Source organism: Sphingomonas sp. Leaf32, assembly GCF_001421765.1.
Taxonomy (GTDB): Bacteria; Pseudomonadota; Alphaproteobacteria; order Sphingomonadales; family Sphingomonadaceae; genus Sphingomonas.
Genome location: NZ_LMLA01000001.1, coordinates 957,345 through 975,686 on the forward strand (window position 1 = coordinate 957,345; position 18,342 = coordinate 975,686).

Consider the following 18,342-nt stretch of genomic DNA (forward strand, 5'->3'; position numbering starts at 1 on the left):
CCTACGCCCTAAAGACCCGCGATGACCGTGAACGTCGATATGGGGACGGACCCGGCGGGCAAGACCGTTCCCCTTGATCTCGAAGAATTATTGGCCACCCGCCTGCTGGTGCAGGGTAATTCCGGGTCGGGAAAGTCGCATCTGCTGCGCCGGTTGCTGGAGCGCAGCGCGGGCCATGTGCAGCAGGTGGTGATCGATCCGGAGGGCGATTTCGTGACGCTGGCCGGCGCGTACGGCCATGTGGTGATCGAGGCGGCAGACCATAGCGAGCGCGAAGTGGCCAAGTTCGCCACCCGCGCGCGGGAACATCGCGCGTCGGTGGTGCTGAGCCTTGAGGGGCTGGAGGCCGAGGGGCAGATGAAATGCGCGGCGTCGTTCCTCAACGCGTTGTTCGATGCGCCGCGCGAGCATTGGTATCCGGCGCTGGTCGTGGTCGACGAGGCACAGTTGTTCGCGCCGGCGGGTGGCGGCGAGGTGGTCGAGGAAGTGCGCCGCGCATCGCTGTCGGCGATGACCAACCTGATGTGTCGCGGACGCAAGCGCGGCCTTGCCGGCGTGATCGCGACGCAGCGGCTGGCGAAGCTCGCGAAGAACGTCGCGGCGGAAGCGTCGAACTTCCTGATGGGGCGCACCTTCCTCGACATCGACATGGCGCGCGCCGCCGACTTGCTGGGCATGGAGCGGCGTCAGGCGGAGGCGATCCGCGACCTGCAGCGTGGCCATTTCCTCGCGCTGGGGCCGGCGGTGTCGCGGCGGCCGCTGTCGATCAAGATCGGGCCGGTGCAGACGTCGGCGCGCAGCGGCAGTCCCAAGCTGACCCCGCTGCCGACCGCGCCGGTCGCTGATATCAAAGGGCTGTTGCTGGCCCCGGTCGAGGCGATGTTGCCGCTGGGACCGCCGATCCGCCACGTCGCGCCGCCCGAGGCGGTGGAGGCGGCGATCGCCGCGCCGCCGCGGCCCAACGTCGCGCCCGACCTGCCCGAACGGTCGGCGGATGAAACCGACAGCATCGTCGCCGACGTGCTGCGCGCGCTGGTCGAGGATGAGGGCGAGCAGCAGCGCGCGGCGGCGGTGCTGTATCAGGATTTCGACGTGCGCTGCCGCATGGTCGGCTTGGCCCGCCCGCCGCTGGACCTGCCGGCGTTCACCCGGCGGCTGGCCTGCGCGCGCGCCGGGATCTATGACGCGCCGGACGCGGAATGGGCGCAGGCGCTGGCGATCGCCGACGTCCTGCCCGACGACATGCTGGGCGCGTTCATGCTGATCGCGCGCGCGGCGCGGGAGGGACGGCCGTGCCCGAGCGACGCGGAGATCGCGCGGACCTACGGCACCAGCTCGCTCGGCCGGGTGAAGCGGATGCTGGCCTATATCGAGGGGCGCGACCTGATGGTGTGTCGCATCGATCTGGCGGGCAAGCGGTCGATCGCGCTGCCGCATCTGGGGTGGACGACGGAGGCGGCGGAGGCGGCGTAGCGAAGTCCTCCCCGGTACGGGGAGGGGGACCGCCGCGAAGCGGTGGTGGAGGGGGGTGTCGGCATCCACGACGGTTGCGTTGCGTGGCCAGCCCCCTCCACCAGCCTGCGGCTGGTCCCCCTCCCCGCGCAGCGGGGAGGAGCTTAGGGCCGCGTGTATCGGTCCTTCAGCAACCGCCATGCCGCGCGTAGCCCGTACGCCTCGCCGCCCTTCGCCCGGCCGGGCTTCGCGCTTGCCCGCCATGCGAAGGTGTCGAGATGCGCCCAGACCGTGCCGGGCGTCACGAAGCGGCGCAGGAACAGCGCGGCGGTGACCGCGCCGGCCATGCCGCCCTCGGGTGCGTTGACCATGTCGGCGATGTCGGACTTGAGCATGTCGTCATAGCCGTCCCAGAGCGGCATCCGCCACAGCGGGTCGCCTTCCGCCATTCCGGCCCGGAGCAGGTCGGCGGCGAGCGCTTCGTCATCGGTGAAGGTCGCAGGCAGGTCGGGTCCCAGCGCGACGCGCGCGGCGCCGGTCAGGGTCGCGAAGTCGATCAGCAGTTCGGGCGCTTCCTCGCAGGCGCGGGTCAGCGCATCGCCCAAGATCAGGCGTCCTTCCGCATCGGTATTGGTGTTCTCGACGGTCAGCCCCTTGCGGCTGTTCAGCACGTCGCCGGGGCGAAAGGCGTCGCCCGACACGCTGTTCTCGACCGCCGGGATCAGCAGGTGGAGGCGGACGGGCAGGTGGGTTTCCATCACCAGTCCGGCCAGCGCCAAGGCATGGGCCGCGCCGCCCATGTCCTTCTTCATCAGCCGCATCCCCGCCGACGGCTTGATGTCCAGCCCGCCGCTGTCGAAGCAGACGCCCTTGCCGACCAGCGCGACCTTCGGGTGCGCCGGGTTGCCCCAGCCAAGTTCGATCAGGCGCGGTTCGCGACCCTTGGCGGCGGCCTTTCCGACCGCATGGATCATCGGATAGCCGGTTTCGAGGTCGCGACCGGCGGTGGCGGTGACGGTTGCGCCATGCGCCTCGCCCAGCGCCTTCGCTTCGGCGGCGAGTTCGGCGGGGCCGAGATCGGCGGCGGCGGTGTTGACCAGATCGCGGACCCGGGCGGTGGCGGCCGCCTGGCGCAGCGCCTCGTCGATCTGCGCCGGATCGCGCGACAGCAGGATGCGCGGGGCGTCGTCCTCCGCCTTGCGATAGCGGGTGAAGCGATATTGCGCGGTCGCCCAGCCGAGCTTGGCCGCGCCCGGCGTGCCGGCGGCGAGGCGGTAGCTGCCGGGCGGAAGCTGTGCCGGGAGATGGGCGAGGCACCAGGGGGACAACGCAGCGGTGTCGGCGACGATGGTGATGACCGACCAGTCATCGGGTTGTTCGCCGGGCAGGGTCGCGGTCTTGCCCGGCTTCGCGGTCAGGCGCTGGGCCGTGACGGCGGCGCGGATGCGCGGCGGCTGCCGGGTAAGCCAGCCGTCGAAGCCGGCGGGGTCGATCAGGTGGAGGGTGTGGGCGTCCTGCCCCCGGTCGGCGGTAATCGTCGGTGTCATGGGGTGGGTGTATGACTGTCCTATCGGGAAGTGCAATCCTCCCCGGCACGGGGAGGGGGACCGTCCGCGCAGCGGATGGTGGAGGGGGGTGTCGGCATCCACCACGGTTGCGTTGCAGGGACACCCCCCTCCACCAGCCTTCGGCTGGTTCCCCTCCCCGTGCCGGGGAGGATTTTTAGATCAGCGGCACGCCGTACAAATCGTGTTCGTCGGCGTCCTCGACCTCGACCTTCACGATGTCGCCCTGGGCCAGATGGCCGGCATCGCGCAGGAAGACTTCGCCGTCGATCCCCGGCGCATCGGCGGTGCTGCGGCCGGTCGCGCCGCCTTCGTCGCCCACTTCGTCGATGATGACGTCGATCGTCCGCCCGATCTTCGCGGCGAGCTTGGCGGCGGAGATCGCGGCGGTCTTTTCCATGATCCGCGCGTAGCGCTCTTCCTTGACCGCTTCCGGCACCGGATCGGGCAGCGCGTTGGCGGCGGCGCCTTCGACAGGTTCGAAGCGGAACGCGCCGACGCGGTCGAGCTGCGCTTCGTCGAGCCAGTCGAGCAGATACTGGAAATCGGCTTCGGTCTCGCCCGGGAAACCGACGACGAAGGACGAGCGGATCGCGATGTCCGGGCAGATTTCCCGCCAGCCGCGCAGGCGCTCCAGCACCTTCGCGTCGTTCGCCGGGCGCTTCATCGCCTTCAGCACATTGGGCGAGGCGTGCTGGAACGGAATGTCGAGATAGGGCAGCACCAGCCCCTCGGCCATCAGCGGGATGACGCTGTCGACATGGGGGTAGGGATAGACATAGTGCAGCCGCACCCATGGCGCGATCCGGCCCAGTTCGCGCGCCAGATCGGTCATGTGGGGCACGACCTCGCGCCCCTTCCACGTCCGAGGCTCGCGGCGGATGTCGATGCCGTAGGCCGAGGTGTCCTGGCTGATGACCAGCAGTTCCTTCGTACCCGCCGCGACCAGCTTTTCCGCTTCGCGCAGGATTGCATCGGGGCGGCGGCTAATCAGGTCGCCCCGGATCGACGGGATGATGCAGAAGGAGCAGCGGTGGTTGCAGCCCTCGGAAATCTTCAGATAGCTGTAGTGGCGTGGGGTCAGCTTCAGCCCGCTTTCGGGGACCAGATCGACGAACGGCGAGGGGATCGGCGGGGCGGCTTCGTGGACCGCCTCGACCACCTGTTCGTATTGATGCGCGCCGGTGACGGCCAGTACCTGCGGGAAGCGGGCGCGGATCGTATCCGCCTCTTGCCCCATGCAGCCGGTGACGATGACGCGGCCGTTTTCGGCAATCGCCTCGCCAATCGCCTCCAGCGATTCCTCCTTGGCGGAATCGAGAAAGCCGCAGGTGTTGACCAGCACGACATCGGCCCCGGCATAGTCGGGCGACATCTGATAGCCGTCGCTGCGCAGCTTGGTCAGGATGCGTTCGCTGTCGACAAGGTTCTTGGGACAGCCGAGCGAAACCATCCCGACACGGGGGGGCGAGGGAAGACGAGTTGCCATGATCGCGGCGGACATAGCGATTTTAGTGAAAAATGATAGGGGCAGCGGACCTTGTGGCGATTACGGGCGCGCCGCGCCGATGGCCGGCGTAGCACCCCGCGCGCCTGTCAGCGGGTGACCACTTCCACGATCATGTCGCCGCGCTGGAGGCATTGCGCTTCGGGGCTGTCGAAGCGCAGCTTGCCGTCGCCGCGATAGACGCGCAGCCCCAGCCCGGTCGTGATCGACGACAGCGGCTGGCCGACCTCGTGCGGGGCGACCGGGCGTTCGGCAAGGGCCACCGGTCCGCCGATCGAGGCGAGGTCGAGCAGGTAGTCGGCGATGTGCGGCCCCTTGCACGACCCGGCGAGCAACAGGCCGGCAAAGCTGACCGGGTTGATGACCGTCGTCGCCCCGGCGGCACGGGCGGGAAATTCGTTGTCCTCCGCCTTCACGATCACGCTGATCGTCAGGTCGGGCGCGAGGTGGCGGGCGGTGAGCGTCACCAGTATCGACGTATCGTCGCGGCCGGTCGCGACGATCATCGCCCGTGCCCTTGTGACGCAGACATCGTTCAGCGTCGCGTCGCGGGTGGCGTCGGCCTGCAGCACGATGCAGCCGAGCTTCTGCGCGGCGTCGATATTGGCGGCGAGCGGATCGATCACGACGATAGCGCGGGCATCCTCGCCCCGAGCGATCAGTTCGTCGACCGCCTCCGACCCGGTCTTGCCGAACCCGGCGACGACGATATGGCCGGTCAGCTTTTCCTGTAACAACGCCATGCGCCAACGCTCCCAACTGCGCCGAAGGACGAATTGATAGGTCGTGCCGATGAACAGCAGCACGACGAACACCCGGATCGGCGAAACGATCAACGCATCGAATAGCCGGGCGCGTTCGGTGACCGGCGCGATATCGCCATAGCCGGTCGTGGTGATCGAGATCATCGTGAAATAGATGACGTCGATGAAGCTGACCGCGCCGTCATAATTGTCGCGCAGCCCGTCGCGGTCGAACCAGTGCACGCCGATCGCGATGCCGACCAGCCCCAGCACCGCGACCACCCGCCATAGGATCGACGCCCAGACCGGCAAGGGCGACGACTGGCGCAGAATCGCCCGCCGGGCGGGCGCCTTCACCGCCGCGGCAGCCGGGCGAGCGGATCGATCGGGGTGCGGCCCGATCGCATTTCGAAATGCACCATCGGCCGGTCGGCAAAGCCGGAATCGCCGGACAGGGCGATCTTCTGCCCCTTCTTCACCGCCTGCCCGCGCTGGACCAGCAACTGGCTGGCATGGCCGTATACGGTGGTAAGGCCGCCGCCATGGCGGACGATGACGACGCCGCCCAGCCCCGGTACGCCGGTCCCGACATAGGCGACGGTGCCGTCCGCCGCCGCGCCGATCGGCGTGTCCATCGGTACGGCGATCTTGATCCCGTCGTTCCGCTCCCCGCTCGCGCCGGCGCCGAAGCGCTTGTACAGGCGGCCGTCGACCGGCCAGGCGAAGGTGCCGGGCGTGGTGGTCGGCGCGGCGATGGCAGCGGTCGACGGCAGGACCCGACGCGGGGAAGTGACGGCGACCGCCGGCCGCTCGTTCGGCCGGATCGCGGGTTCGCCGCCGGTCAGGATGTCGTCGATGTCGAGCCGGAACGCGGCGGCCCGCTCGGCGGCCGAACGCGGCGATGCGTCGCCGGGGATCAGGACACGCTGCCCGGTGCGCAGGATATAGGGTTCGCTCAGCGCATTGGCGGTGACGATCCGCGACCAGTCGACGCCGTAGGCGCGGGCGATGGCGATCCCGGTCTCGCCCTCATGCACCGTGTGATAGCGGCCGCCGGGAATGGTCAGCCGCTGTCCGGTGCGGATGGTGAAGGGGGCGGGCAGGAGATTGGCGCGGGCGATCGCTTCCGATCCGGCACCGGTGGCATTGGCCACGCCGCGTAATGTGTCGCCCGGACGCACGACATAGGCGCTTTCGGCAATGGTGCGGGCGTTGGCGTTGACGCGCCGCGCCTCCCATGCCGGCGGCGGGGAAGGGAGCGCGGTGACGCCATCCCCCTGCGGCTTGGTCGCCGGCGGCGTGCCGGGCGCGGCGACGGGTGGTGCCTGCGGCAAGGCGGGGGCGGGGTCGTAGCCGGGCGAGGCGGGGATGCACCCGCCAGCCGCGCCCATGACGATCAGCGCCACCGCGCCCCGGATTCTCAACCCCATTGCCGCCCCCTTGCGTCCCATCCCGAACGCGACCTTAATCATCCCGGCGGCCGTGGAAAAGCCGTCAGCCCCTGGGGGTGAGCACATCCTGCCCGACATAGCGGCGCAGGACGTCGGGAACGACGACCGACCCGTCGGTCTGCTGATAGTTTTCCAGCACCGCGACCAACGTCCGTCCGACCGCCAGTCCCGATCCGTTGAGGGTATGGACGAAGCGCGTCGCCTTCTCCCCCTCCGGTCGATACCGTGCGTTCATGCGGCGCGCCTGGAAATCGGTGCAGGTCGAGCAGCTCGAGATCTCGCGATAGCGCTGCTGCCCCGGCAGCCATACTTCGAGGTCGTAGGTGCGCGCCGCCGAAAAGCCCATGTCGCCGGTGCACAGCTTCATCCGACGGAAGGGGAGGACGAGGCGGTTCAGAATATCCTCCGCCGCCTGCGTCATGCGCTCATGCTCCGCGTCCGACTGGTCGGGGGTGGTGATCGACACCATTTCCGCCTTTTCGAACTGGTGCTGGCGGATGAAGCCGCGTGTGTCGCGCCCGGCCGCTCCCGCCTCGGAACGGAAGCACATGGTCAGCGCCGTGAAGCGCAGCGGCAGTTCGCGTTCGGCGAGGATTTCGCCTGCGACGATGTTCGTCAGCGACACCTCGGCGGTCGGGATCAGCCAATGGTCGCCGGTCGTCCTGAACAGGTCTTCGGCGAACTTCGGCAGCTGTCCGGTGCCGTACAGCGCGTCGCCGCGCACCAGCACCGGCGGCACCACTTCCTCATAGCCATGGATGCCGGTCAGCGTGTCGAGCATGAACTGGCCGAGCGCCCGGTGCAGCTTGGCGGCGGCCCCCCGGACCAGCGTGAAGCGCGCGCCCGACAGCTTGACCCCGGTTTCGAAGTCGAGGCCGATGGCGGGGCCGATCGTGTCGTGTTCGGCGGGATCGAAACCGAAGGCGGTCGGATCGCCTACCGTCTTTTCGACGACATTCTCCTCCTCGCCCGCGCCCTGCGGCACGTCGCCCAGCGGCAGGTTGGGGATCGACGCCAGCGTGGCGTTCAGTTCCTCGCCCAGCTGTGCTTCCTCTGCCTCGATCGCAGGCATCCGTTCCTTGAGCGCGGCGACCTCGGCCATCAGCGCGGTGGCGGTGGCTTCGTCGCGGCTCGCCTTGGCCGCGCCGATCGCCTTCGACGCTTCGTTGCGGCGGGCCTGCGCCACCTGCACCTCGGTCAGCAGTGCGCGACGGCGCTCGTCCAGTGCCACGATCTCGGTCGATTGCGGGTCGAGGCCCCGGCGGGCGAGGGCGGCGTCGAAGGCGGCGGGATCGTCGCGGATCAGGCGGATATCGTGCATGGCCGGGCTATGGCGAGGCACGCGAAGCCATGCAAGCCCGCAACCGCCGCGCCCAATGACGCGTTCAGTCGCCCACAAAGCCATAAGGAGATGGACAATGCGGATTCCCCATGACGCCTGCATATTGGTCGCGGACGGTCGGAAGATGCTGTTCTTCCGTAACGAAGGCGATGCGGAAAACCCGAACCTGATCGTCGAGGATCAGAAGCTGCAGGCGAACCCGGCGGATCGCCACCAGAAGACCGATGCGGCGGGTCAGGCATCGTCAACCACCGGCGGCACCATGGGCGAGGTCGATTTCCACCAGCAGGCCGAGGACCGGTTCGCGGCGGAGGCAGCGGACCTGCTACGCAAGCGCGCGCTGGCCAACGAGTTCGAATCGCTCATCATCGTCGCCCCGCCCAAGACGTTGGGCGAGATGCGCAAGCATTATCACAAGGCTGTCAGCGACAAGCTGACGGGTGAACTCGACAAGGACCTGACCGGCCATCCGGTCGACCAGATCGAAAAGCTGATCGCGAACGCCTGAACGAGAACGGACCGCGGGGATGTCTCCCCGCGGTCCGTTCTGGTGTCGGTCGGATCGGATCAGGCGGCTTCGCCGGTCGCCTTGCGTGCGAACCGCTTGCGCATGACCAGCGCGGCGGCGGCCCCGCCGAACAGCAGCAGCATCGGTGGTGCGGGCACCGGCGTCGGCGGACCCGGAGGTGTATCGCCGTTCGACGACGACGACGTGGAGGAAGACGACGCCGAGGACGTGGACGCACTGGTCGATGCCGAGGAAGCCGACGAGGTGCTGGTCGACACGTTGCCGCTCGAAGAGGTCGAGGTCGAGACATTGCCGCTCGACGAGGTAGACGTCGACACGTTGCCACTCGACGAGGTCGAGACATTGCCGCTGGACGAGCTGGAGACGTTGCCGCTGCTGCCGCCCGCCGAGGTCGACGTGGAGACGTTCCCGCTGCTGCCACCCGATGCGGAGGACGTGCTGCTGGTGCTCGACACGCCACCGGTGCTGGTCGACGACCCGCCGGCCGAGGTGGAGGTGGAGCCGCTGGTGCTGGAGGTCGACGACACGACGATCCCGCTCGACCCGCCGCCCGAGCCGCCCCCGCCGAAGAAACCCCCGGCGAAGAAGCCGCCGCCGATGCCGCCACCGCCGGTACCACCGACAAGCACCGGGCCGGGACCAAAGCCCCCACCCGACAGTTGCGGCATTTCCGCACCGATAAAGGCGGGGGGCAACGGCACGGGGTCCGCCTGGCTGGCGACGGTCACTACCGTCGGCGCGCACACCGTCTTCGTGCGGGTGACGATGCGCTTGACGACTCGCTTGGGTGCCGGGCGGGCGGCGACCCGCTTTGTGATGGCGCGCTTGGTGATCGCCCGTTTGGTGATTTCGCGGTTATGCGACGATTCGGCAACATGGACCGCCCCGCCGCCGATGACGGCGCCGCCGCAGGCACATGCGCACAGTTTCGCCAATGCCATCTTTACCGACATTCCGCACCACTCTTCCCAAAAGACCCCGAACGCGCATCCGAAGACAACGTATCGGTGTGTCCTGCATCACCAAGGCGAAAGAAACCGTAAAGTTCACGCCATGACGACCCTAATAGCGGGGTCATATTTCCGAAACGCGTTTCGCGCCAGCGGTTCGATACGGTTAACGTGCCGTAAAGGGACGAGAGACGACACTGCCATCGATCGAATGCTGCGATTTGCGTGGCATACGGATGGTCCTTCGCTTCGCAGCGCTTGTGGAGCCGCCCCCCGCTCGATATAGGCGCGCGGGACTAGAGAGGGCGACCCCACGGTTTCGTAGAGGGATGCCCCCGGGCGGAGACATGGGGATGGCCACGGTTTTGAGCGACACGAAACAACCTCTCGATATGCCACCGCCGCCGGCGAACGACGATGGCACCGGATATCGTCCCCATGCGGACGAACCGTTCATGAACCCCCGGCAGCAGGCCTACTTCCGCGCAAAGCTGCTTGCCTGGAAAGACGCCATCCACCGCGAGGCGCAGGATACGCTGTCGCATCTGCAGAATGAATCGCTGCGTGAGGCCGACCTGACCGACCGCGCGTCGAGCGAAACCGATTTCTCGATCGAACTGCGCACCCGCGATCGGCAGCGCAAGCTGATCGCGAAGATCGAGGCGGCGCTGCGTCGGATCGACGATGGCGAATATGGCTATTGTGAAGTGACCGGCGAACCGATCGCGCTGGGCCGTCTGGAAGCACGTCCGATCGCGACGATGACGGTCGAGGCGCAGAGCCGACACGAACGGCAGGAAAAGGTTTCGCGCGAAGATTGAGGATAGGGATGCGCGGGGCCGGCGCCGACCCCGCGCGCGGGGAGCGTCAGATTGCTGTCATCTCCTGCTTAACCATCAGCTTGCGTTTCTTGAGCGAGGACAGCAGCGACTGGTCGGGCGAGGGGCGCTGCGCTTCCGCTGCGATCTGACGATCGAGCGTCGCATGTTTCGCTTCGAGGGCGTTGAGGTGGGCAGACTGCATCGTTGCATCCTCCTGCTTGGCTGTTGGGGGAATGAATAGAACACAGCCGGCCCCGATTGTCGCCATGCCCGTTGGGTCATTTTCGACGCGACGTGCGAAAATGACCGACAGGCCGTTGCCAGCGACCTGCACCCAAGCGAAAGTGCCGGCCCATGGACGAATCGGATCTCGAACATCGACTGGGGCTGCTCAGGATCGAGCATCGCGACCTCGACGACGCCATCGCCGCGTTGGCCACGGCGGCGCAGGCCGACCAGCTGCAACTCGCCCGGCTGAAGCGGCGAAAGCTGCGCCTGCGCGACGAGATCGCGGCGATCGAGGACCAGTTGATCCCCGACATCATCGCGTGAGGTCCAAACCGTCGCGTTCAGGGACGGTTGCCGGCGATCACGCTCTTGTCGTCCCGCCGGCCCGCATGGCATCGACGGGGTTATGGAAGCATCCGGAACCGGGGCGGTCGTTCATCGCCGACTGATCGACTCCCTCTATGTCGAAGCCATGCTGCTGGCCGACGAGGCGCGATCCTATTTCAACGATGCGGGGCAGGGCGATCGGGCGCTGCTCGACCCGATGGCGCGGGTTGTGCTGTCGTGCGAGTCGCTGAAGATCACCACCCGGTTGATGCATGTCATCGCCTGGCTGCTGACGCAGCGTGCGATCGATGCGGGCGAGCTTGCCGCCGATCTGGACGACGATCCGCTGCGGGCGCTGGCGACGTCGCCGGTGACCGAGGACGCGGTGCTGGCGACGATGCCGTCGGCCACGCAGGCGCTGATCCGTGCCAGCATCGACCTGTATCGCCGTGCCGAACGGATCGAACGGTCGAAGACCAGCCCGCCGCCGGCCAGTCCGGCGCGGGCGATGTTCGAACGTCTGGCGATGCAGTTGTAGCGGTAGCCTTTATCCCAGCAGTCGGCTGCGGGTGGCGCGATATTCCTCGGTCAGTTGCGCGATCCGGTCGGCGGCGGGGGCGACGGCATCGACCGCGCCGATCCCCTGGCCCGCACCCCAGATGTCCTTCCACGCCTTGGCCCCCGAACTGAAGTTCATGGCGGAGGCGTCGCTGTCGGGCAGGGCATCTGGGTCGAGCCCTGCCGCCACGATCGACGCGCGCAGATAATTGCCGTGCACTCCGGTGAACAAATTGCTGTAGACGATGTCGCCTGCGCGGCCATCTACCACCGCCTGCTTGTACGCGTTCACCGCATTGGCTTCTGCGGTAGCGATGAAGGGCGAGCCGATATAGGCCAGATCGGCCCCCGCCGCCTGCGCCGCCAGCACCGCGCCGCCATTAGCGATCGCGCCCGACAGGGCCAGCAGGCCGTCGAACCATTGGCGCACCTCCTGTGTGAAGGCGAACGGGTTCAGCCGCCCGGCATGGCCGCCGGCACCGGTGCAGACGAGGATCAGCCCGTCGGCGCCCTTTTCCACCGCCTTGTGTGCGAAGCGATCGTCGATGACATCGTGCAGCGTGATCCCGCCCCAGCCATGGACGGCGGTGTTCAGATCCTCGCGCGCGCCGAGCGAGGTGATGACGATCGGCACCTTCCATTTGGCGCAGGTGGTCAGGTCCGCTTCCAGTCGGTCGTTCGAGCGATGCACGATCTGGTTGACGGCAAAGGGCGCGGCGGGACGATCGGGATGGGCACGGTCGTGCGCCGCCAGTTCCTCGGTAATCCGGTGCAGCCATTCGTCGAGCTGCGCCTGGGGTCGCGCGTTCAGCGCCGGAAAGGAGCCGACGATCCCCGCCTTGCATTGCGCGATCACCAGATCGGGACCGGAGATGATGAACAGCGGCGACCCGATGACCGGGATCGTCAGCCTGTCGAACAAGGGAGGAAGCGCCATATGAGTTTCATAGCGCAACCATGTTCGCTGTCCAGTGGTCAGGCCGACAGGTGCCGTGCCGGGATCGATCCGTTCACCGGCGTCGATGCCTAGAAGCAATCGGGCACGATGCCGACCTTCGGCGCATCGGACAGGCCGCTGCACATGCGACGGGCCGATCGACCAAGCGGCTTATCCGGAGACGACCTGATAGAGCAGCACCGAGTTCAGCACGATCACCGCCGCACAGATCGTCCAGGCGGCCAAGGCCAGCACCGGGCGGTTGGCGAAGTCGCCCATCTTTCCCCGGTCGCCGGTGAAGCGGACGAGCGGATAGACGGCGAACGGCAGCTGGAGGCTCAGCACGACCTGGCTGGCGATCAGCAACTGCGCGGTCCCGCTCTCGCCATACAGGCTGGCGACGACGACGGCGGGGATGATGGCGAGCAGGCGGGTGACGATGCGGCGCAACCAGGCGGGCAGACGGATGTTGAGGAAGCCTTCCATCACGATCTGCCCGGCGAGCGTGCCGGTGATCGTCGAGTTCTGGCCGGAGGCGAGCAGCGCCACCGCGAACAGGATGCTGGCGGCCCCGGCACCCAGCATCGGGGTCAGCAGCTGATAGGCGTCCTGAATCTCCGCGACGTCGGTGCGCCCGGCGGTGTGGAAGGTCGCGGCGGCAAGGATCAGGATCGATCCGTTGATGAACAGCGCGAGCATCAGCGCGATCGAACTGTCGATCGTCGCGAGCTTCACCGCTTCGCGCCGCCCCTCCACGCTGCGATCGAAGCTGCGCGTCTGCACGATCGAGGAATGGAGGTAGAGATTGTGCGGCATCACCGTCGCGCCGAGGATGCCGATCGCGATGTAGAGCATCGCCGGATTGGTGACGATCTCGGTCGTGGGGATCATCCCGCCGGCGATGGCGGCGAGCGACGGCTGCGCCAGGAACAGCTCGACCGCGAAACAGCCCGCGATCACCACCAGCAAGGCGACGATGAACGCTTCCAGCTTGCGAAAGCCATATTGCTGGAGCAGCAGGATCAGCATTACGTCGACCGCGGTGATGCAGACGCCCCAGACCAGCGGAATGCCGAACAAGAGTTGCAGGGCGATGGCGGTGCCGATTACCTCCGCCAGATCGCAGGCGATGATCGCCAGTTCGCACAGGACCCATAGCACCCAGCGGATGGGGGCCGGATAATATTCGCGGCACGCCTGCGCGAGATCGAGGCCGGTGACGATGCCCAGCTTCGCCGACAGCGATTGCAGCACCATCGCCATCATGTTCGACAACAGGATGACAGACAGCAGCGTATAGCCGAACGCCGATCCACCGGCGATGTCGGTCGCCCAGTTGCCGGGGTCCATATAGCCGACCGCGACCAGATAGCCGGGACCGGCGAACGCGCCGAGCTTGCGCCAGAATTGCCCCGCACCCGCCGGCACCGGGATCGTGCGGAACGATCCCGGCAGGCTGGGGCGCCGTTCGGGAGCGTCGGCGCTGGTCGGAGGGGCCATGCGATACGCTCCCGAATGTCAGGCCTTAAGAGGCGTTGCTGGTCTTCAGCGCGCCGTTGACGCCCGCCGGGAAGAAGCCGCCGGCGGTGACCGAGGCGCGGGTAAGATAGTGGATGTTGAGCACCTGCGCGGGCGACCGTGCAAAGGCCAGGCCGCTGCCGTCGGTCGGCACGATGTTCGAGGCGTTGTTGACTGGCTTCACCCCCTGATCGATGTCGGTAACGCCATCGAGGCTGTCGCGCGCGTTCGACAGCGCTTCGGTCGCATCGATGATCGACGCGGTGGCGATCCCCTTGCGATACAGCGCCGCGCGGATGAGGCCGGCATGATAGGATTTGGCGGCGACCATGCCCGCGATCGCATCGACGAACGCGGCACCGGTCACCGACGCGGCGATCCCGCGATAGGCGGTGACGGCGACGTCGGCGAACACGAACGCGCCGAGCATGACCTGTTCGTCGCTGGCATAGACGTCATAGGTCGCCGATGCGGTGGTAATGAGCTGCGCCGCGCGGGCGAGGTTCGAAAAGGCGCTGGTCGCGGTGACACCCAGGTCGATCGCAGGCTGGGCGACGACGGCCGAACCGATCACGCCGCGCAGCAGCGAGACATGGGCGCGGGTGTCGGCGGCGATTTCGCGCGCGAACTGGCCGAACACCGGATCGGCGAAGGTCCGCTGGCGCCCCCCGCTGGCGGCACCGGCAGTGCCGGTTCCGGTCAGCAGGTTGGCGGGCAGGCCTGCGCCGGTGGTGACGACGCTGAAATACTGCGCTTCAATATAAGCGAGGTTCAGCGCGAAGTTCAGCACATCGGCATCGGTCAGCGGGCTGGCGGTCGGCGTCGGCGTGGCCGAAGCCGTCGCGGTCGGCGTGGGGGTCGGCGCAGGGTTGCTGTTGTTGCCGCCACAGGCCGCCAGCAGCGAGGCACCGGCCACCACGGCCGACACGCTGCCGGCGTTGCGCAGGAAATCGCGGCGATGTGCGCGGGGGCTATCGTTGGTGTCGAGCACCGACAGGATCGATTCGTTGGTCATCTGGGTCGCTCCCGAAAGGCTCAGTTCGCCGCGCTGGACTTGATGGCGCCGTTGACGCCGGCGGGGAAGAACCCGCCCGCCGTCACCGCGTTACGGTTCAGATAGGCGATGTTGAGCACCTGTCCGGCGGTGCGGCCATAGGGCAGGCCGGTGGTGGAATCGAACGGCATGATGTTCGACTGATCCCCGATCGGGCGGACGCCCTGGTCGATGTCGGCAGCGCCGTCCAGCCCGTCGCGGGCGGTGGAGATCGCTTCCGTCGAATCGATCAGCGTCGGGGTGGTCAGGCCACGCATGTACAGTGCCGAGCGGATCATCGCCGCATGATAGGCTTCGGCGGCAAGGATGCCCGACGCCGTCTGGCGGATCAGCACGTTGGCCAGGCCGCCGATCGCGCCGCGATAGGCCGTGACGCCGACGTCTTCGAACAGGAACGCCGCGAGCAGGAAATTGTCGTCATTCTCGTACGGATCGAACGTGGCACCCTGACCGATCAGGCCGGCGGCACGCGCGGCGTTCGAAAAGGCGCTGGTCGCGGTCGCGCTGATGTCCAGCGCGGGCATGGCGACTGCCCCCGAACCCAGCGCGTTGCGCAGGAATTCGACATGGGCCAGTTCGTCCTGCGCGATTTCGCGGGCGTAGTTGGCGACGATCGGATCGTTCAGATTGGCCTTGCGCCCGCCGGTTACCGCACCGGCGGTGCCCGTGCCGGTCAGCAGCGTCGAGGCGAGCCCCGTGCCGTTGGCGGCGAAGGCATAGAATTGCGCTTCGAGATATTCGAGGTTCAACGCGAAGTTCAGCACGTCGAGGTCGGTGAACCCGCTGGAATTGGTCGCTGTCGGCGTGGGCGTCGGGGTGGGCGTCGGCGACGGGGTCAGCGAGGTGCCGTTCCCGCCGCCGCATGAGGTCAGCGCGAGGCCACCGCTAACCGCCGCCACCGCACCGAAGGCGCGGAAGAAGTCCCGGCGCTCCTCGCGTCGGCGCGCCCGCGTGTCGAGGGCTGCAACCATCTGTGTCTCGTCGGTCATCTACCGGTTCCCTTAAACCCTGGCGGCCCCGCTCCCCCTGAATGGCGGAACGACCCGGACCTCTCCGTGGTACGCGGCCGAGGCCGACCGGCATACCGATTGTGCGTGCTGTATTGTCTGTCGCGGCGCGACGCTACCCCCCAAGGTCGGGCGCGGGTGCGATCGATTCGCGCAGGATCAGGCGATGTTCGTGCGCGATGGTGGCGGGAACGGGCGTACCGGCCAGCTGGTCGAGCAGCAGCGACGTCGCGCTGACCGCCATGTCGAACACCGGTTGCCGCATGGTGGTGATGCGGGGCCAAGTGATGCGGGCGATCTCCGAATCGTCGAACCCGACGATCGACAATTCGCCTGGCACATCGATCCCGGCCTCGCGCGCGGCCATCAGCGCGCCGACCGCCATGTCGTCGTTCTGCGCCAGGATCGCGGTCGGCCGGTCGGACCGGTCGAGCAGCCTCCGCGCGGCGGCGAAGCCCGAATCGAAGGTGAACAGCCCGTCGATCACCCGCCCCGGATCGATTTCGACTCCGGCGGCGGCAAAGGCATCGGCATATCCGGTCATGCGCGCGGCACTGGCGGCGTGGGTTGGGTCGCCCTTGATGATGCCGATCCGGCGATGGCCCTGCGCCAGTACCGCAGCGGCGACTTCGGCGGCGGCGACGACGTCGTCGACCACGACCCCCGGCACGATGTCGTCGAAGCGGGTGGGCGAGATGCGCGCGAAGGGCATCCCGATCCCGACCAGTTCGTCGAGGATGCGGCGGCTGTCCGATGCCGGCGGCGCCAGCACCACCCCGTCGATCGCCGCCGAGCGCAGCAGCCCGACGACCTCGTCCGCATGGTCGTTGACCGACCGGACCGGCAGCACGACCAGCCGGTAGCGTTCTCCGCGCAACCGGTCGAGCACGCCCATCTGCAGGTCGACGCCGTAGCTGGGCGACGGATTTTCATAGACCAGCCCGATCAGGTACGATCGCTGCCGTGCGAGCCCCTGCGCCATGATGTTCGGATGATAGTCGAGCGCGGAGACCGCCTCGCGCACCCGGTCGCGCACCGCGTCGGTGACATGCGGTTCGCCGTTCAGGACGCGGGAAACGGTCTTTGTCGATACCGCCGCGTGGCGTGCGACGTCGACGATGGTGATGCGCCGCGACGGACGCGATCGGGGGGACTTCATGGGGCATCTCCTCCACGCCGCCGCGCACATGTCAACCGGTCCGTTGGCCCAACATGACGCGGTCTTCATCCGCCGCCCATGCTGCGTACCGGCGGCATCCGGTACGATGGCGTCGAAAGGACAGGCCGATGGACAGGAGCCAGCGCGGATTCCGGATACCCGTGCGCGGCGTCGCGCTCACCGGCATCGTCGCGTGCGCCATCGCCCTGGCCGGCCTCGGGATGGTCGAGGCCGATCCGGTCGACGTCACCGCAGGGGGTGCTACGCTGACCATGACCGATGCGCCTGACGGACTGCTCGTCACCAGCCTGGAGACTGGCGGGCGATCGCAAGCGATCGGATTGCGGGTCGGCGACGTGATCGACCGGGTCGACGGACGGGACGCCCCGACCCCCGCCGTGCTGCTGCGCGCCGAGGCCGGCGATGTCGCGACGCTGCATGTCGCGGCAAGGGGTGACGCCGCCGCCCGGACGCTGTTATTGCGGCGTCCGCAGGAGGGCCAAGGTGAAGATTCTGATCGTCGAGGACGATGAACAAACCGCGAGCTATATCGCGAAGGGACTGACCGAGGCCGGCTTCAACGTCGATCGCGCCGGCAATGGCCGCGACGGTCTGTTCCACGCCATCGATGGCGGGTACGACTGCATCGTCATGGACCGGATGCTGCCGCAGATGGACGGCATGGCGGCGGTGGCGGCGATGCGCGCCGCCGGGATCGCGACACCCGTCCTGATCCTGTCGGCGATGGGATCGCCCGACGACCGGGTGGCCGGGTTGACGCAAGGGGCCGACGATTATCTGACCAAGCCGTTCGTCTTCGCCGAACTGCTGGCCCGCGTCCGGCTGCTGACGCGGCGGCAACAGCCGGGCGGTCCGGCGGTTGAAACGAAGCTGGTCTGCGATGACCTGGAAATGGACCTGCTCGCCCGCCGGGTGCGGCGCGGTCAGCGGACGATCGACCTGCAACCGCGCGAGTTCCGGCTGCTCGAATATCTGCTCCGCCATTCCGGGCAGGTGGTGACCCGCACCATGCTGCTCGAAGGCGTATGGGACTATCATTTCGACCCGGGCAGCAACGTGACCGACGTGCATGTCAGCCGGTTGCGGCGCAAGATCGACGAGGGCGAGGAGCGCCGCCTGCTGCACACGGTACGCGGATCGGGCTACAAGCTGGGAACCGAGTCCTGATCCGGT

19 protein-coding genes are annotated in these 18,342 nt (G+C 67.8%); 8 read left to right on the forward strand and 11 right to left on the reverse strand.

What is annotated here, in order from left to right:
* The first annotated feature begins 21 nt into the window (after nucleotides 1-21).
* Complete coding sequence (locus ASE83_RS04560; RefSeq protein WP_055784194.1) at nucleotides 22-1,473, forward strand: ATP-binding protein; 1,452 nt, start codon at nucleotides 22-24, stop codon at nucleotides 1,471-1,473.
* A 143-nt stretch (nucleotides 1,474-1,616) separates the two neighbouring features.
* Here ASE83_RS04560 and ASE83_RS04565 read toward each other — a convergent pair whose 3' ends face one another.
* From ASE83_RS04565 to serS, 5 genes are all read right to left on the reverse strand, one after another.
* Complete coding sequence (locus ASE83_RS04565) at nucleotides 1,617-2,999, reverse strand: leucyl aminopeptidase family protein (RefSeq protein WP_055784196.1); 1,383 nt, start codon at nucleotides 2,997-2,999, stop codon at nucleotides 1,617-1,619.
* A gap of 175 nt (nucleotides 3,000-3,174) precedes the next feature.
* Nucleotides 3,175-4,506 carry a 30S ribosomal protein S12 methylthiotransferase RimO gene (rimO, locus tag ASE83_RS04570; RefSeq protein ID WP_055784533.1) on the reverse strand — a complete coding sequence of 444 codons (1,332 nt, stop codon included), beginning with the start codon at nucleotides 4,504-4,506 and terminating at the stop codon, nucleotides 3,175-3,177.
* Nucleotides 4,507-4,613: 107 nt separating this feature from the next.
* Nucleotides 4,614-5,624 carry a potassium channel family protein gene (locus tag ASE83_RS04575; protein ID WP_055784198.1) on the reverse strand — a complete coding sequence of 337 codons (1,011 nt, stop codon included), beginning with the start codon at nucleotides 5,622-5,624 and terminating at the stop codon, nucleotides 4,614-4,616.
* Nucleotides 5,621-6,697: a M23 family metallopeptidase gene (locus ASE83_RS04580; RefSeq protein WP_055784536.1), complete on the reverse strand. Its 1,077-nt coding sequence runs from the start codon at nucleotides 6,695-6,697 to the stop codon at nucleotides 5,621-5,623. Before ASE83_RS04580 ends, ASE83_RS04575 begins: the two co-directional genes overlap by 4 nt.
* A gap of 64 nt (nucleotides 6,698-6,761) precedes the next feature.
* Nucleotides 6,762-8,039, reverse strand: a complete 1,278-nt coding sequence (gene serS / locus ASE83_RS04585) for a serine--tRNA ligase (protein ID WP_055784200.1) — start codon at nucleotides 8,037-8,039, stop codon at nucleotides 6,762-6,764.
* A gap of 97 nt (nucleotides 8,040-8,136) precedes the next feature.
* Between serS and ASE83_RS04590 the strand changes: the two genes are divergently transcribed.
* From ASE83_RS04590 to dksA, 3 genes are all read left to right on the forward strand, one after another.
* Nucleotides 8,137-8,568, forward strand: coding sequence for a host attachment family protein (locus ASE83_RS04590; protein ID WP_055784201.1), 432 nt, complete (start codon nucleotides 8,137-8,139; stop codon nucleotides 8,566-8,568).
* A gap of 102 nt (nucleotides 8,569-8,670) precedes the next feature.
* A complete protein-coding gene (locus ASE83_RS18865) occupies nucleotides 8,671-9,825 on the forward strand; it encodes a hypothetical protein (protein ID WP_055784203.1) in 1,155 nt (384 codons plus the stop codon).
* 67 nt (nucleotides 9,826-9,892) lie between these two features.
* Entirely contained in the window at nucleotides 9,893-10,360 is a 468-nt protein-coding gene (gene dksA, locus ASE83_RS04600) for an RNA polymerase-binding protein DksA (protein WP_055784205.1), read from the forward strand.
* A 46-nt stretch (nucleotides 10,361-10,406) separates the two neighbouring features.
* Here dksA and ASE83_RS19055 read toward each other — a convergent pair whose 3' ends face one another.
* Nucleotides 10,407-10,694: a YdcH family protein gene (locus tag ASE83_RS19055; protein ID WP_055899496.1), complete on the reverse strand. Its 288-nt coding sequence runs from the start codon at nucleotides 10,692-10,694 to the stop codon at nucleotides 10,407-10,409.
* A gap of 20 nt (nucleotides 10,695-10,714) precedes the next feature.
* On the opposite strand from ASE83_RS19055, the gene ASE83_RS04610 reads away from it, so the two are divergent.
* Both ASE83_RS04610 and ASE83_RS04615 read left to right on the forward strand, forming a co-directional pair.
* On the forward strand, nucleotides 10,715-10,912 hold the full coding sequence (locus ASE83_RS04610; protein ID WP_055784209.1) for a DUF465 domain-containing protein: 198 nt from the start codon (nucleotides 10,715-10,717) through the stop codon (nucleotides 10,910-10,912).
* An 82-nt stretch (nucleotides 10,913-10,994) separates the two neighbouring features.
* Nucleotides 10,995-11,453 (forward strand): DUF1465 family protein, encoded by a 459-nt coding sequence (locus ASE83_RS04615; protein WP_055784210.1) that lies wholly within the window; start codon nucleotides 10,995-10,997, stop codon nucleotides 11,451-11,453.
* 9 nt (nucleotides 11,454-11,462) lie between these two features.
* On the opposite strand, the gene ASE83_RS04620 is transcribed toward ASE83_RS04615, so the two are convergent.
* From ASE83_RS04620 to ASE83_RS04640, 5 genes are all read right to left on the reverse strand, one after another.
* On the reverse strand, nucleotides 11,463-12,410 hold the full coding sequence (locus ASE83_RS04620; RefSeq protein WP_055784212.1) for an NAD(P)H-dependent flavin oxidoreductase: 948 nt from the start codon (nucleotides 12,408-12,410) through the stop codon (nucleotides 11,463-11,465).
* A gap of 171 nt (nucleotides 12,411-12,581) precedes the next feature.
* Nucleotides 12,582-13,910: an Nramp family divalent metal transporter gene (locus ASE83_RS04625; RefSeq protein ID WP_055784214.1), complete on the reverse strand. Its 1,329-nt coding sequence runs from the start codon at nucleotides 13,908-13,910 to the stop codon at nucleotides 12,582-12,584.
* Nucleotides 13,911-13,935: 25 nt separating this feature from the next.
* Entirely contained in the window at nucleotides 13,936-14,943 is a 1,008-nt protein-coding gene (locus ASE83_RS04630) for a ferritin-like domain-containing protein (RefSeq protein ID WP_055784216.1), read from the reverse strand.
* A gap of 20 nt (nucleotides 14,944-14,963) precedes the next feature.
* Nucleotides 14,964-15,971 (reverse strand): ferritin-like domain-containing protein, encoded by a 1,008-nt coding sequence (locus ASE83_RS04635; RefSeq protein ID WP_055784218.1) that lies wholly within the window; start codon nucleotides 15,969-15,971, stop codon nucleotides 14,964-14,966.
* A 133-nt stretch (nucleotides 15,972-16,104) separates the two neighbouring features.
* Nucleotides 16,105-17,148, reverse strand: coding sequence for a LacI family DNA-binding transcriptional regulator (locus tag ASE83_RS04640; protein ID WP_082443069.1), 1,044 nt, complete (start codon nucleotides 17,146-17,148; stop codon nucleotides 16,105-16,107).
* A gap of 128 nt (nucleotides 17,149-17,276) precedes the next feature.
* Between ASE83_RS04640 and ASE83_RS18365 the strand changes: the two genes are divergently transcribed.
* Together ASE83_RS18365 and ASE83_RS04650 are read left to right on the forward strand one after the other, a co-directional pair.
* Entirely contained in the window at nucleotides 17,277-17,681 is a 405-nt protein-coding gene (locus ASE83_RS18365) for a PDZ domain-containing protein (protein WP_156352637.1), read from the forward strand.
* Nucleotides 17,653-18,336: a response regulator transcription factor gene (locus ASE83_RS04650; protein ID WP_055784222.1), complete on the forward strand. Its 684-nt coding sequence runs from the start codon at nucleotides 17,653-17,655 to the stop codon at nucleotides 18,334-18,336. The genes ASE83_RS18365 and ASE83_RS04650 overlap by 29 nt, the downstream gene beginning before the upstream one ends.
* Nucleotides 18,337-18,342 lie beyond the last annotated feature (6 nt).

What these genes read in the sequence shown, in the direction of transcription:
- ASE83_RS04565 (WP_055784196.1), bottom strand. Translation starts at nt 2,999, where the DNA reads ATGACACCGACGATTACCGCCGACCGGGGGCAGGACGCCCACACCCTC.
- ASE83_RS04620 (WP_055784212.1), bottom strand. Translation starts at nt 12,410, where the DNA reads ATGGCGCTTCCTCCCTTGTTCGACAGGCTGACGATCCCGGTCATCGGG.
- ASE83_RS04630 (WP_055784216.1), bottom strand. Translation starts at nt 14,943, where the DNA reads ATGACCAACGAATCGATCCTGTCGGTGCTCGACACCAACGATAGCCCC.
- ASE83_RS04640 (WP_082443069.1), bottom strand. Translation starts at nt 17,148, where the DNA reads ATGAAGTCCCCCCGATCGCGTCCGTCGCGGCGCATCACCATCGTCGAC.
- ASE83_RS04635 (WP_055784218.1), bottom strand. Translation starts at nt 15,971, where the DNA reads ATGACCGACGAGACACAGATGGTTGCAGCCCTCGACACGCGGGCGCGC.
- rimO (WP_055784533.1), bottom strand. Translation starts at nt 4,506, where the DNA reads ATGGCAACTCGTCTTCCCTCGCCCCCCCGTGTCGGGATGGTTTCGCTC.
- serS (WP_055784200.1), bottom strand. Translation starts at nt 8,039, where the DNA reads ATGCACGATATCCGCCTGATCCGCGACGATCCCGCCGCCTTCGACGCC.
- ASE83_RS04610 (WP_055784209.1), top strand. Translation starts at nt 10,715, where the DNA reads ATGGACGAATCGGATCTCGAACATCGACTGGGGCTGCTCAGGATCGAG.
- ASE83_RS04615 (WP_055784210.1), top strand. Translation starts at nt 10,995, where the DNA reads ATGGAAGCATCCGGAACCGGGGCGGTCGTTCATCGCCGACTGATCGAC.
- dksA (WP_055784205.1), top strand. Translation starts at nt 9,893, where the DNA reads ATGGCCACGGTTTTGAGCGACACGAAACAACCTCTCGATATGCCACCG.
- ASE83_RS04580 (WP_055784536.1), bottom strand. Translation starts at nt 6,697, where the DNA reads ATGGGGTTGAGAATCCGGGGCGCGGTGGCGCTGATCGTCATGGGCGCG.
- ASE83_RS18865 (WP_055784203.1), top strand. Translation starts at nt 8,671, where the DNA reads ATGACCAGCGCGGCGGCGGCCCCGCCGAACAGCAGCAGCATCGGTGGT.
- ASE83_RS04560 (WP_055784194.1), top strand. Translation starts at nt 22, where the DNA reads ATGACCGTGAACGTCGATATGGGGACGGACCCGGCGGGCAAGACCGTT.
- ASE83_RS18365 (WP_156352637.1), top strand. Translation starts at nt 17,277, where the DNA reads ATGGACAGGAGCCAGCGCGGATTCCGGATACCCGTGCGCGGCGTCGCG.
- ASE83_RS04625 (WP_055784214.1), bottom strand. Translation starts at nt 13,910, where the DNA reads ATGGCCCCTCCGACCAGCGCCGACGCTCCCGAACGGCGCCCCAGCCTG.
- ASE83_RS04590 (WP_055784201.1), top strand. Translation starts at nt 8,137, where the DNA reads ATGCGGATTCCCCATGACGCCTGCATATTGGTCGCGGACGGTCGGAAG.